Below are 13,117 nucleotides of genomic sequence, written 5' to 3'. Positions count from 1 at the left end.
GGGCGGGTCTGTCGCGAACGACGGACCCGCCCCGGTTCCCTGCGCCGGCGCCCGTCAGACGGCGCCGGTCCGCTTGGGTGTTCCCCAGCTGCTGACGTCCACGACCGTTCCCGTCACGGTCGCGGAGTCGTCACGGCACGCGAGGTAGAGGTAGGCACCGACGTAGTCGTCGGGTTCCACCTCGATCTGCAGCGCGCCGTTGTCGCGCACCATCTGCCGGATCGGAATGGCATCGGCCACGGAGCGGTCGGCGAGTCCCATCGCGCCGGGCCCGCGCAGGTCGGTGGCCATGCCGCCGGGGGCGACCGCGTTGACGCGGACCTCCGGGGCGAGTTCGTACGCGAGCTGTCGCACGAGTCCCACACCGGCGTGCTTGGACGAGACGTACAGGGGGCCACCGCCGCCCGGGAAGAACGCCGCGTTGGACAGGGTGAAGATCATGCTGCCGCGGGAGGACTTCAGGTGCGGCGCTGCGGCTTTCGCGCCGAGCAGATAGCCCTTCACGTTGACGGAGAACAGCTCGTCGAACCCGGTCCCGAGTTCGTCCGGCGACGCGTCGAGCAGCGACCGGCCGAAGTCCCAGACCCCGGCGTTGCCGACGAAGGTGTCGAGGGCACCGAACTCGCGCACGGCGAGATCGGCCGCCTCCTTGTTGTCGGCGAACGAGGTGACGTCGCCCGCCAGGGTGCGCACGCCGGTGCCGAACGCCTCGCGCAGCGCGCTGAGCTTCGGCTCCGACCGGTCGAGCACGGTCACGCGAGCGCCGTCCTCGACGAACCGTCTGACCAGGGCGTGGCCGAGCCCGGATCCGCCGCCCGTCACGAGAACCGACCTTCCGTCAAGCCGTCCCACTGCAGGCTCCTTCCTTCAGTTCGTACGCGCCGGGAAGACCGACGTGGATCTCGCCGCCCTCGATCCGGACCGGGTGTGTGCGGACCGCGGTCGTCGCGGGCGGACTCAGGGGCCGGCCGGTTCGGAGACAGAACTTCGCCAGGTGGAGCGGGCACTCCACGACGCAGTCCTCGATCCATCCGTCGGCGAGGGAGTAGGTCTCGTGCGTGCACGTGTCGTCGACGCAGAAGTACTCCCCGTCCGACCTGAACACCGACACCGGCGGACGCGAGTCGAGCCGCACCGCGTCGTCGTCGTCGAGGTCGCCGACCGCGCAGACCCGAACCCACCGCGTGTTCTCACTGGATGATTCCACCGTCATCGTCGGATACCTCACAGGAAGATGCTGATGCTGGGGGCGAGGATCGTGGTCTGCTCGAGGACGATCCGGCGCTCGCGGATCTTGAACGGCAGGGCGCCGCCGTGGTGGCGCAGCACATCGAAGCGCTCGCCGACGAACCAGTCCTCGTGCCGCTCGAGGCGGCTGCGGTAGACGCTGAAGTTGCACACCACGTCGAGATCACCGTCCTCGCGGTGCGCGACGCGGACGTTGGTCAGCAACCGCCGGGTGCGCGAGGGGGGCTCCTCCGACCAGGACAGGCCCGAGGTGAGCCGCCGGACCCGGCCCCGCAGGAAGTGGAAGTCGTCGTCGATGAACGCGCCCTCGTCCGGGCCGGAGATCTCGGCGTCGCGTTCGCGGAACGTGCGGGTCATGCGGGTGGGCGCCCAGTAGTGCACGTCCTCCCCGAAGAAGTCGAGCCAGTCGTGGTAGCGGTGGTTGTCGAGGTGTTCCGCCTCGGCGTACAGGAACTGCTCGACCGCGTGCTGCAGATGCACGTCGGCGCGCCGGACGGACGCGGGCAACCCCTCGGTGCTGCGGGTGTCGGTGGTCATCGGTTCTCTCCTGCGTGTTCGGAGCGCGTCGCCTCGTCGGCCCGGCGGAGGATCTCGTCCCACGGCAGGCCGTCGACGAGATCCAGCCACCGCTGGTAGAACCCCCGGGCGGCGGTTTCGCTGTAGACGTCGTTGGACAGACCCGGAAGGCCGTGACTGTCTCGTTCCTCGAATCCCATCCCCATCTGGACGTTCAACTCCGTGCTGCGCGACTTCCACCCGCGCAGCACCTGCTGAACCTCGGTCCAGTTCTCACCGTCGTCGGTCTCGAAGACCCCGGCCGGGCTGAAGGAGCGCTGGGTGCCGCGCCGCATGCCCGCCTTCGCCTCCGGCGAGGCGTCCTTCGGCACGAAGGTCCATGCCCACACCTCGATCTGGCCGGGTCCGCGCGGATGCCACACCCGCATCGTGTTCACGGGCCCGAGCCAGGAGAAGTTCGGGAAGATCAGATTGTGTCCCCAGACCTTGACGGCGCGGTCGGCGCCGATCCGGCGGAAGACTTCGTCGCGGTTGGCTGTCTGCCACGCGCTGTACTCGGGACCTGCGTGCAGGTCGGGGCCGAATTCGGGGAGCCAGAAGCTGCCCGATCCGTGGCCGTTGCCGGCGAACTGCCGGCCCGGCGCGTCGGGCGGCGGATTGAGCAGGCCGTGGAAGGCCGGATCCTCGTGCAGGGCCAGCATCGCCGACGAATGCGAGATCGCCGCGTGATACATGTCGCTGGCGAACTGCTCCGCCGGCAGCTTCCAGTTGCAGTCGATGACCCACTTCGCGGCGCCCTTGACGAACTCGACACCGTTGTCCCATCGATCGATGGTCGCGTCGAAGTAGTAGGCCATCTCGCCCAGATACTCGGCGAAGTCGGGCACGTCCTCCGACCAGGTGCCGAAGTGGAAGCCCCGGTAGCTCGCGATGCGGGGGACCTTCGTGGCGCCCCAGGAGGACTTGTCGATCCGGTCACGGTATCCGCGTTGCTGCTGCGGCACGTTGATCAGGTTGCCCTCGAGGTCGTACGACCAGCCGTGGTAGGTGCAGGTGAACGCGCGGCTGGTGCCCTCGTCCGAGCGGCAGATCCGCATTCCCCGATGCCGGCACTGATTGAGGAACGCCTTCACCGAGCCGTCTCGCTGGCGCACGACCAGAACCGGATCCTCCCCCATGTAGGTCTGGACGAACGACCCGGGTTTCGGCAACTGACTGTCGTGCGCGAGGAAGAGCCAGGTGCGGCCGAACACCCGCTCGAGCTCCAGCTCGTAGATGTCCGGGTCGGTGTAGACGGTGGGGTTGAGCCGGCCGCCGGCGGGGTCGACCAGTGCATGGATGTCATTCATCGTCGGCTCCCATTGCCACGGCGCTGGGGACGTCGGCGAGAACCTGGTGGCCCCACGTGCTGGCCGACCGGTAGTGGCCGACGGTCCACGAGTCGTCGTCCACGAGTCTGCCGTTCCACCCGTACTCGATGGCGAATCCGGACGGTGTGGCCAGGTAGAACGAGGTCATCGCGTCGTTGGTGTGTTCCCCCAGGGCACGCACGACCTGTCCGGGCGTCTCCATCGCCAGGTCGAGCGCACGCCCGACGGAGTCGAGGCGGCTGAGCTCGAGCATCAGATGGCCGATCCCCGGCCCGGGGCCCGGAATGGTGGCGAGGGCCACGGTGTGATGACGCGGATTGCAGTGCAGGAAGACCGCGTTCGTGGGTCCGAAGGCGATGGTGTCGCTGGGGCGGAAGCCCAGCATCGACTGGTAGAACTCGGCGGATCCCTGCGCGTCGGACGCGAAGAGGAACACGTGCCCGAGGCCGAGATCGCCGGTCACGAAGTCGATTCCTCGCGGCGACACGAACGGCGTGTGGTCGTGCGGATGGCCGAACACGACTTCGATCGAGTTGCCGTCGGGATCCGCGAAGGCGATGAGCCGCTGCACGTTCCGCGCGCGTGCCAGATCGGCGTCCTCGGAGACGGGGACCGAGTTCTCGTCCAGTCGGCGCACGAGCGCGTCGAGGTCCGCACTGGTCCGTGTCTCGAACCCGAGGGCGAGCAGGGCGTCCTCGCCGGCGGGACCGTCCTCGACCGTCAGCCGGTACTCGCGCTCGTCGAACCGGAAGCGGGCCTCGGTGGGGTCGTCGGACGGGGCGAGCTGGGCTCCGACGATGCGCGTGCCGAACTCCCTCCACTCGTCGACGGGGCCGCGCACCCGCAGGTATGCAAGAGCATTCACAGTGCTCACGGGACTTCCTTTCCTTGACATCTCAGATTCGGCCGCGCAGGAACAGCGTGCTGAGCTGGACGAACCGGTCGGCCTGTTCGATCTGCGCCCAGTGACCGCAGTGCGGCACAATGTGCAGGCGTGCGTTGGGGATTCGCCGGGCGAGCCATTCGCTGCTCTCGGCGGGAACCACGGAGTCCTCGCGGCCGTGGACGAGCAGGACGTCGTTGTCGATCCGCCGCAACGACGTCTCCGGGACCCGCAGGCCGGGCAGACCGGGTCCGGGCCCGGGAAGCCCGAAGGTGAGGAGGTGGGATCGGCGCACGTCCGGCCGCAGCGCCGTCTCGAGCCGATCCCGGGCGATCGCGTCGATCTCGGCGCCGAACAGGTCCGGGTCGTAGACCATGTACGAGATCAGCTGCTTCATGCTCTCGAGCGTGGGGTCGTTGTAGAACTCGATGAGCTTGAGCAGTTCCCCGGTCGGAGCGGTGTTCCCGCCGCCGCCGGCGCCCATGCCGACAACCTTCCCGATCCGCTCCGGCGCGGCGGTCACCATGTTCAGGGCGACGACCCCGCCCAGGGAGTTCCCCACGAGGTGCACCCGGTCCAGACCGAGGGCGTCGAGCAGTGCCAGGTTGCTCAGCACGAGCTGCCGGACACGTCCGCTCGGGGGGAGCTCGGCGGGGTGGCTCGAGTCGCCCCAGCCCACCTGGTCGATCACGAGGCAGTCGTAGTCGTCCGCGAATGCCGGAACGGTCGCGGCGTAGTTCGACAGGCCGGTCGCGCCGGGTCCCGATCCGTGCAGGAACAGGATCGCCTCCCCGGTGCGCGGGCCGGCCCGGTTGAGGCGGATGCGGAAGCCGCCGGCCTCCACGTCGGAGGTCTCCATCGTCGTCGTCATCGTCGTCCTCTCTGCGTGCGGTGGGGCACAGGCTTCGACGCGGTCCGGGGTGCGCGGCAGCCGCGCCCCGGCCCGGCCGGATGTGGATGGGAAGAATTGTCCGGTCTGTCGCGGATCACCCGGCGACATCGGCGGCGCGCGGGGCGCCCGAACGACCGAGTTGCCGGGCCACCCGGCGCAGATCGGTACCCGCGGACCGCAGAACCTCGTCCGGGACCGCACTTCTGTTCTCCGCCAGGATTTTTGCCGACCGCACGTCGCGCGGCTCGTCCAGGGCGGCTGCGGCGGCGACACGTCCGTCGCGCACCCAGAAGGCCACGAATCCCGGTTCGGTGGTGGACTCCCGGACGACCACCCGGTCGCCGGGCCGGCCGCGCCCGTACATCTGCAGGGTGTGCGCGTACTGGTGCGACCAGAAGTAGGGGATCTCACGATTGACGGTGGCCGTGCCGGCCATCGAGGCCCCGACGGCCGCACCGTGCCGGCGGGCCACGTCCCAGTGCTCGATGCGCCCCCGGCGACCCAGGTGGGGATTGACGTGCGCCGCGACGTCTCCGGCCGCCCAGATCCAGTCGCTGCTGCGGCCCAGGTCGTCGACCGTGATGCCGTCGGCGCAGGCTGTGCCCGCCTGCCTCGCCAGCGCGTCGTTGGGGACGACACCGCATCCGACGACGACGGTTGCCGCGTCCAGCCGTTCCCCGGTCGACAGCCGCACCGCCTCCACTGCGGACGAGCCCACGAACGCGTCGACCGTCCGGCGCGTCAGGATGCGCACCCCCCGTTCGGTGTGGAGCCGGCAGATGCGTCGGGCGATGTCCGGGCCGACGACCGCCAGGAGCGGAAGATCGCCGAGTTCGACGACGGTGACGTCGATTCCGCGGTCCGCCGCGGATGCGGCGACCTCGAGGCCGACGAAGCCGCCGCCCACGACGACGAGCGGTCCCCCCGCGCTCAGCCGGGCGGCCAGGGCCGCGGCGTCGTCCGCATCCCGCAGCGTGAGGATGTTCCCGAGATCGGCCCCGGGGACGTCCAGCCGTCGTGCCGACACACCGGTGGCAAGCAGCACCCGGTCCGCGGCCAGCGCGTCCCCGTCGGCTGTGTCGATCTGCCGGTCCGCCGGGCGCAACCGGCGCACCCCGACACCGAGGCGCAACTCGATGTCCAGACGCCGGTACTCCGTCTCGGCCACGATTTCCCGCAGCCTGCGGTCGGCGAGGTACTCCTTCGACAGCGCCGGGCGTTCGTAGGGGGTGTGGGGGTCGGCGTCGACGACGGTGATTCGGCCGGCGAAGCCGTTGTCTCTCATCGCCGATGCCGCGGCCAGGCCGGCAGCGCCGGCTCCGACGACGACGTGGTGCTCGATACGGGTCAAAGTGCCATCTCCTTCACGGAGCGGTTGGGATGTACCCCACTCCGCAGGCATGTTGTACGGGTCACAGTAGGTCCGGGCGGGCACCGCCGTCCATCGACTGTTCCGTGCGCCGGAACTCCTTTCGCGACGACGGCGTGAAGTGTTACGTGGCTTCGTTTTTCCGAGCCCTGGACGCACGGATCCGCCGGAGCGTGGCCGTGGCCGGGCGTATGCTCACCGCATGCCTGTCGAACGATCCGGGCGCGCTCAGTACACCGACATCCTGACGGCTCTTCGCGACATCGTCGCGGCCGACAGCGCCGACGCCGTGGTGCGCGCCGCACTCACCTCGGCCCGCGCCACCGCGCGAGCCGACGCGGCGTTCTGGATGGACGCCCACGCGGACGGTCTCCGCATGGTGGCCGGGTCCGGTCTGAGTCAGCCCGAAGCCCATGCGCTGAGCCACATACCGCCCGACCGGGGGCTCGGGGGCGAGGTGCTGCGCAGCGGCGGGCCGGTGTCGACACCCGACTACGGCGCGGATCCCCGGGCGATCCCCCGGATGCGGCAGCTGCTGGAACGGGAGGGACTGGTCTCGGCGGCGGCGGTGCCCGTCAGCGGCGCCGGACACATCGACTCCGTGCTGTATGTGGTCTCGCGCGCACGCCGGCCGTTCGAGTCGGCGGAGCTGCGCGCGCTGGCCGGACTCGCCTCGATGGCCGGGGAACTGCGCGGGCGGGCCGCGGAACGAGCGCGGGTCGCGCAGTCCCTGCGGACGCTCGAGGACGACCGCGAGCGGACCCGCGCCGAGCGCGAGCTGTTCCTGGCCGCAGCCGAATCGATGCTCACCGGCGCCGGCGTCGACCACTGTCTCGAACTCGCCGGCGACACGCTGGGCGGGTCGCTGCACCTCGACGGGCCGAACGCCGGCCCCGCACAGCCGCCCGTCGACGGGCGCCGCACGACGGTGTGCGTGCGGCAGTTCCGCGTCCCCGGGACGGGCGACGCGACGCTGACCCTGCGGGGGGCCGCGGCCACCGGGGACGACTCGGTGCGCGTGCTGGCGGCTCTGGTCGGGATGGACCTGGCGCGGCACCGTGCCGCCCTCGAAACCGAGATCCGCCTGACCGATCACCTGGTCCGCAGTCTGCTGGACGGGTCGAAGGACGAGCTGCGCCGACTGTGGCATCGGGCGCTGCTGGTCGGGCTCGACCTCGGCGTCCCGCGCGCGGTCGTCGCCGTGGGAGGTGACCGGCCCGTGGATCGGGCACTGCTCGACACCCTGAGCCGACGGGTGCGCTCTCGGGTCCCCGACGCGCAGCTGACCACGTTCGAGGGCGACGCGTTCGTGCTGTGGCCGCTGCGCGGCCACGCGGAATCGTCCTCCCTCGCAACGCACCTCGCGACGATCGTCGAGGAGTGCCGCCCCCACGCGCTCGGCGCCGGCATCGGGCCGGTCTGCCGCCGGGCCGAGGACTATCCGGCGGCCGTGCGAGAGGCGCGTTTCGCGCTGCGCGTGGGCGTCCACGGACTGCACGAACGCACCGTCGTCACCGTCGAGTCGCTCGGAATGTACCGCCTCTTCGCACACGTCGGCGGGGTCGACGCCGTGGCGGCCGCGGCGGAGGAAACGTTGGCCCCCGTGCTCCGCGCGGACAGTCGCGACGGCTCCGACCTGCTGCACACACTGCAGACGTATCTGGAGAAGGACCGGCGCGCGGCGGAAACGGCCCGGGCACTGCACGTGCACGTGAACACGTTGCGCTACCGCATCGAACGTGTCGGCAAGCTGCTCCGCGTCGATCTCGACGACCCGGATGCGCGCTTCTTCCTGCTGCTCGCGCTGCGGCTGAGCACCGTCGTGGGACGCCGGGACGGCCACTGACGCGGGCCGCGCGACCGTACCCCCCAACCTTACTGGCGGGCGCCGCGGTCGGCGCCCTGGACGACGATGTCGGCGCGCAGCATCCGGTAGAGGGCGCCGATCTTGCGTTCGAGGTACGCGGCGTCCCCCCCGGATTCGATGACGGCACCGCGCACGAAGGTCACGCTGGTCAGCGCGAGTTCGACCGCGAGCGCGCGCGGGTCTCCCACTCCGCTCTCCCGCGCGAACGGTTCGACGACCGCCACCAGCTGGTCGCGGGCGTAGTCGGTGGCCGTGGCCACCACGGCGGCGAGCTCCGGGTCGGCCGCCCCGTGCCATACGATGTCCGCCTCGAGCTGGAAGTACGAGATGTGCTCGGCGATGGTCGCCGCCGCGGCCGACCAGTACGCGCGCATCGTCTCCTCGGAGGAACCGGAAATATCCACCGCCCTGGGCAGATTGGCGAAGAACCTGCGACTGCCCCGCTCGATCACCGCGGCGAGCAGGCCGGACTTGCTCTTGAAGTGATGGTAGATCGACCCGACGGGCAGCCCCGATGCACGCCGGATGTCCGCGATGGACGTCCGGTGGTAACCCCGAGCGGCCATCAACTGCTCCGCGACGTTCATCAGGTACTCGCGACTGCTCTGCGACGTCGCCTCCGCGCTGGACATGGATGCGGTCCCCCCTCCCTCGACTCGTCTATGCGGATGCGTAGCGCGCCCCGAGCGACCGGCCGATCGCGGCCGACGCCTCCCGCAGCGGCGAGACGAGTTGCTCGCCGCTGCCGTACCCGCTCGGGAACGCCACCGAGATCGCCGCGATCGCCTCGCCGCCCACCAGAACGGGAACCGCTATGCACGCCAAGCCTTTCGCCGCCTCCTCACGGTCGATCGCGTGCCCGCGGAGGCGGACGCCCTCGAGGCAGGCGTGCAGGTCGTCCGGACGCACGATCGTCGCGGGCGTTCGCGGGACGAGGGGGTGCGATCGCGACCCGTCGGGGTCCACCGGGGTGTGAGCGAGCAGCGCCTTGCCGACCGCCGTGGCATGAGCCGGCAACCTGCCGCCCACCGAGGCGGGGGTCGGGGTTGCACCGCCGGTCGTCTTCGCCAGATAGACCACGTCGTGTCCGCGCAGCACGGCAAGATTCACGGTCTGCCTGGTGGCCCGGTGGATTCGTTCGAGGAACGGCAGCGCGGCATCGCGCAGTTCGACCTCGGCGGAGCAGATCCCCACCGAGAACAGCCGCAGCCCCACCTGATAGCGGTCGTCGATGCGCTCGACGGCGCCCACCTCCTGCAGCATGGCCAGGAGGCGGTGCGTCGTGGACTTGGGCAACCCACTTCCGCGCGCAAGTTCGCTCAACGTCATCGACCGCCGGGACTGGGTGAACACGCCCAGGATCTCGAAGGCCCGGCCGAGCAACGATGCGGACGTCGCACGATCGTCCGGCGCCGAGACTGTGCGGCACCTCAGTCCGGGGCGAAGATCTTCTGCCATAGAAACGCCTCCAAGCTGGCTAGAACGATCGTTCCAACGAGGCTAGCGACCGGCCGGCACCCTGTCAACGGAGCGCATCCGCCCGCCTCCTGCGCCGCCTCGCCGGGCCCACCGCCTCGGGTCGATCCGCACAACACCCGGCCCGATCACTGGGCGAATCGTCCATTGAGCACCGACCCGGGTCCGGCAACAGTCGAAGCCATGACCTCCGAATCCCCCGCTCCCCCGGACCCGACCTCGGCGTCACGATGTCATGTCGTGGTCGTCGGCGCCGGCCCCGTCGGACTCGTGGCCGCCCTCGCCGCGCACTCGCACGGTCTCCGGGCGACCGTCCTCGAGGCCGAGGGCAGCGACCGCCTCCGCGCCGGAAGCCGCGCGACCTACCTCTACCGCGAGACGCTGGACCAGCTCGACACCTTCTCCCCCGGCCTGGGCGCGCGGCTCGCCCGCGAGGGCGTGACCTGGCCGCGCATCCGTTCGACGTACCACGGCCGCACCGTGTACGAACGGACCTTCCCGCGCGCACCCCACGGCGCGTTCGGCTCGAGCATCTCGCAGCGACTGCAGGAGCGGGCGATGCTCGAGCACGTCGAGGCGGCCGGGATTCCGATCCGGTGGAACACCCGGGTCGGCAGCGTGTCGTCCACCGCGGACGGGGTCGCGGTCCACCTCGTCGACGGCAGCACGATCGACGCGGACTACGTCGTCGCCGCCGACGGTGCGCACTCCGCGGTACGCACGTCACTGGGAATCGAGATGGAAGGCCCCCGTTCCGACGCGTCCTTCGTCATCGTGGACGTCGACGAGGTGGCCGACGGCCCGCTGCCCCTCGTACGGGAGTTCCACTACCGGCACCCGGCCGTCGAGGGACGCAACGTCCTCGTCCTGCCCTTCCGGGGTGGGTGGCGTCTCGACCTGCAGGCGCGCCGAGACGACGACGTCGAGGCCCTCCAGTCGGCCGACGGCACCGCCGCCTGGGTCGCGGCCGTCCTCGGCGAACGCTACCGCGACCGCATCGCGTGGGTCTCGCGCTACCGATTCCATCGGGCGGTCGCCGCGCGATTCACCGACCCGCACAACCGTGTGTTCCTCGCGGGTGAAGCGGCGCACCTGTTCGCACCGTTCGGCGGCGGACGCGGGTTGAACTCCGGAGTGCGCGACGCGCAAGCCGCGATCGAGGCGTTCGCCGCCGCAGCGCGCGACGGCGGGGACGCCGCCGCTCGGGAACAGGTCGGTGCGGCCGGCGAGACACGCCGCCGCGCGGGGCATTTCAACGCCGACGCGGCCGGTGGCGCGCTCGCCCAGATGGAGGCGAACACCGTGCTCGACCGGGCCGCGCAATGGGGCGCGGCGTTCGCCGCGCGCTGGTGGAGCCGGCCGGGAATGTGGCTGGACAGCCGGGTGACATCCGGTTCCGCCGAACGCTTCTCACCGTCCACCCGCTTCTGACCACCACCGCACGCCGAGGACCATCATGATCGATCAACCGCACCCCGACCCCGGCACACCGAGCACCAGCCTCTGGGACGTGTTCGCCGGTCGCGCCGCCGCCCACCCCGATCGCGAGGCCGTCGTGCACGGTCCGTTCCGCTGCACCTACGGCGAACTGCGCGAGCAGGCCGAACGCACCGCCGCCGGTCTCGAGGCGCTGGGGGTGCGCGCCGGCGACCGGGTCGGCATGCTCTCGTACCCGCGCCCCGAAGTCGTCGCCGTCTATCTCGCGTGCGCCCGGCTGGGCGCGATCTTCCTCGGGATCGGGACGCGGGTGAACGACAAGGAACTGGACTACATCCTCACGGACGCCACACCCTCCGTCCTCGTCACCGTGGACCGATTCGAAGGCACGCAGTTCGGTGCCCTCGTCGATCGGGCCGCGGAACGCCACGACATTCGTGCCGTCGTCCATCTCGGTGACGAGCCGGGCGGGCCCTTGCCCTTCGAGGTGGCTCCCGCACGATCCGTCGTGCGGCCCGTCGATCCCGACGCCCCGCTGTCGATCGTCTACACGTCCGGGACGACGGGGGACCCGAAGGGCGCCGTCGTGACCCATCGCGGCATCCTCACCTTCTCCGCGCTCCTGCGCCACACCCCCGTCGAGGCGCCACGAATCCTGTCGCTCATGCCGATCGACCACATCGGCGGTCAGGGCAACGAGATCGTGTCCGCGATTCTGTCCGGCGGCACCCTCGTCCAGCTGCCGCGCTTCGACGCCGGCGCCGCGCTCACCGCGATCGAGCAGGAGAAGGTCACCCTCTGGCAGGGAGTCATCCAGACCATGCTCAACAGGCTCATGGCACACGATCGGTTCGAGACCGCGGACCTCGGCTCGCTCGAGCGGTTGTGGTGGGTCGGACCGTTGCCGGTGAGCCTGGCCGAACGCCTCGCCGCCCGCATCCCCGTCGTCGGCGCCTCCTACGGCATGACGGAGGTCGGGTGCATCACCATGACCGATCGGGACATCACTCCTGCGGATGCGACCCGCACCGTCGGCAAGCCGCTCGACGACGTCGACATCCGGATCGAACCGATCCCGGGGCACCACACCGGCGAACCCGGCGAGATCCTCGTACGCCGAAACCCGTTGATGCAAGGGTATTGGCGCAAGCCCGAGAAGACCGCCGAGGCGATCACGCCGACGGGCTGGCTGCGCACCGGCGATCTCGGGTACTTCGACGACTCGGGAAACCTTGTCCTGGCTGGACGTTCGAAGCTGCTCATCCGCTCCGGCGGCTACAACATCTCGCCGATGGAGATCGAGCAGATCGTCGAGAATCACCCCGGCATCCAGCTCGCCGCCGTGGCCGCCGTGCCGGATCCCGACCTCGGCGAGGCCGCCCACATGCTTGCGATCCCGGCGCCCGGGCACGCCCCGACCGAGGACGACGTGAAGAAGTTCCTTCGCGAGCGTCTCAGCTCCTACAAGATCCCCAAGAGCGTGCGGTTCTGCGACCGGATCCCGCTGCTCGCCAACTCCAAGCTCGACCGCCGGGGCGTGCAACAGATGCTCGACCCGAGAGCCGATACGCCCGCCCCCGTCCCGTCCCAGGAGGAACGATGATCGTCTTCGACAGCACCGCCGACCTCACCGACCACGTCGGCACGCACCTGGGCTCCAGTCCGTGGGTGACGATGGACCACCAGCACATCCGCGGATTCGGTGAAGCCACCCACGACTTCAACTGGATCCACTTCGACGCCGAGCGCGCCGCGGCCTCCCCGTTCGGCTCGATCATCGCGCACGGGTACCACACGTTGGCGCTGATCGGCGGGCTCATCCAGCAGACCATCGATACCTCCTTCTGCTCCGTCGGACTCAACTACGGCCTCGACCGAGTTCGCTTCCCCGCCGCGGTTCCGGTCGACTCGCGGGTGCGGCTGGACCTGCACCTGACCGACACCGTGCCCTTCGACGGTGGTGTCGATGCCGTCTACCGGTGCGTCATCGAGATCGAGGACGGCGACAAACCCGCCTGCGTCGCCGAGGTGATCTTCCGCTACTACGACTGACACCCAC

Annotated in this window: 13 protein-coding genes; 4 read left to right on the top strand and 9 right to left on the bottom strand. The window is 70.4% G+C overall.

The annotated features are described in order from the left end of the window. Window positions 1-54: 54 nt before the first annotated feature. The 7 genes from hcaB to QNA09_RS06845 all read right to left on the bottom strand — a co-directional run bounded on the left by hcaB (window position 55) and on the right by QNA09_RS06845 (window position 6,260). Window positions 55-852, bottom strand: a complete 798-nt coding sequence (hcaB, locus tag QNA09_RS06875) for a 3-(cis-5,6-dihydroxycyclohexa-1,3-dien-1-yl)propanoate dehydrogenase (protein WP_026137689.1) — start codon at window positions 850-852, stop codon at window positions 55-57. Then, window positions 839-1,213 carry a bifunctional 3-phenylpropionate/cinnamic acid dioxygenase ferredoxin subunit gene (locus tag QNA09_RS06870; protein WP_248957515.1) on the bottom strand — a complete coding sequence of 125 codons (375 nt, stop codon included), beginning with the start codon at window positions 1,211-1,213 and terminating at the stop codon, window positions 839-841. Before QNA09_RS06870 ends, hcaB begins: the two co-directional genes overlap by 14 nt. Before the next feature lie 11 nt (window positions 1,214-1,224). After that, on the bottom strand, window positions 1,225-1,785 hold the full coding sequence (locus tag QNA09_RS06865) for an aromatic-ring-hydroxylating dioxygenase subunit beta (protein WP_248957514.1): 561 nt from the start codon (window positions 1,783-1,785) through the stop codon (window positions 1,225-1,227). Further along, entirely contained in the window at window positions 1,782-3,113 is a 1,332-nt protein-coding gene (locus tag QNA09_RS06860; RefSeq protein WP_010592303.1) for an aromatic ring-hydroxylating dioxygenase subunit alpha, read from the bottom strand. The genes QNA09_RS06865 and QNA09_RS06860 overlap by 4 nt, the downstream gene beginning before the upstream one ends. Continuing rightward, window positions 3,106-4,008, bottom strand: coding sequence for a VOC family protein (locus QNA09_RS06855; protein WP_248957513.1), 903 nt, complete (start codon window positions 4,006-4,008; stop codon window positions 3,106-3,108). Before QNA09_RS06855 ends, QNA09_RS06860 begins: the two co-directional genes overlap by 8 nt. Window positions 4,009-4,030: 22 nt before the next feature. Continuing rightward, window positions 4,031-4,888, bottom strand: a complete 858-nt coding sequence (locus QNA09_RS06850) for an alpha/beta fold hydrolase (RefSeq protein WP_248957512.1) — start codon at window positions 4,886-4,888, stop codon at window positions 4,031-4,033. A 115-nt stretch (window positions 4,889-5,003) separates the two neighbouring features. After that, entirely contained in the window at window positions 5,004-6,260 is a 1,257-nt protein-coding gene (locus tag QNA09_RS06845) for an NAD(P)/FAD-dependent oxidoreductase (protein WP_248957511.1), read from the bottom strand. Window positions 6,261-6,480: 220 nt separating this feature from the next. On the opposite strand from QNA09_RS06845, the gene QNA09_RS06840 reads away from it, so the two are divergent. Next, window positions 6,481-8,124, top strand: coding sequence for a helix-turn-helix domain-containing protein (locus QNA09_RS06840; protein WP_010592307.1), 1,644 nt, complete (start codon window positions 6,481-6,483; stop codon window positions 8,122-8,124). Between the two features lie 29 nt (window positions 8,125-8,153). On the opposite strand, the gene QNA09_RS06835 is transcribed toward QNA09_RS06840, so the two are convergent. Together QNA09_RS06835 and QNA09_RS06830 are read right to left on the bottom strand one after the other, a co-directional pair. Further along, complete coding sequence (locus QNA09_RS06835) at window positions 8,154-8,777, bottom strand: TetR/AcrR family transcriptional regulator (protein ID WP_010592308.1); 624 nt, start codon at window positions 8,775-8,777, stop codon at window positions 8,154-8,156. Window positions 8,778-8,805: 28 nt separating this feature from the next. Continuing rightward, entirely contained in the window at window positions 8,806-9,603 is a 798-nt protein-coding gene (locus tag QNA09_RS06830; RefSeq protein ID WP_248957510.1) for an IclR family transcriptional regulator, read from the bottom strand. A 201-nt stretch (window positions 9,604-9,804) separates the two neighbouring features. On the opposite strand from QNA09_RS06830, the gene QNA09_RS06825 reads away from it, so the two are divergent. The 3 genes from QNA09_RS06825 to QNA09_RS06815 are packed head-to-tail and all read left to right on the top strand — an operon-like array spanning window position 9,805 to window position 13,110. Further along, a complete protein-coding gene (locus tag QNA09_RS06825) occupies window positions 9,805-11,052 on the top strand; it encodes an FAD-dependent monooxygenase (protein ID WP_248957509.1) in 1,248 nt (415 codons plus the stop codon). A gap of 25 nt (window positions 11,053-11,077) precedes the next feature. Beyond that, window positions 11,078-12,661, top strand: a complete 1,584-nt coding sequence (locus QNA09_RS06820; protein WP_040275718.1) for a class I adenylate-forming enzyme family protein — start codon at window positions 11,078-11,080, stop codon at window positions 12,659-12,661. Further along, window positions 12,658-13,110, top strand: a complete 453-nt coding sequence (locus QNA09_RS06815) for a MaoC family dehydratase (protein ID WP_010592312.1) — start codon at window positions 12,658-12,660, stop codon at window positions 13,108-13,110. Before QNA09_RS06820 ends, QNA09_RS06815 begins: the two co-directional genes overlap by 4 nt. Window positions 13,111-13,117: the final 7 nt, after the last annotated feature.

The sequence above is a fragment of the Rhodococcus sp. AH-ZY2 genome, from assembly GCF_030916465.1.
In the GTDB taxonomy this organism is placed as follows: Bacteria; Actinomycetota; Actinomycetes; order Mycobacteriales; family Mycobacteriaceae; genus Rhodococcus; species Rhodococcus ruber.
The sequence above is the reverse complement of the archived record's forward strand: the minus strand, read 5'-3'. Positions and strand labels throughout refer to the sequence as shown.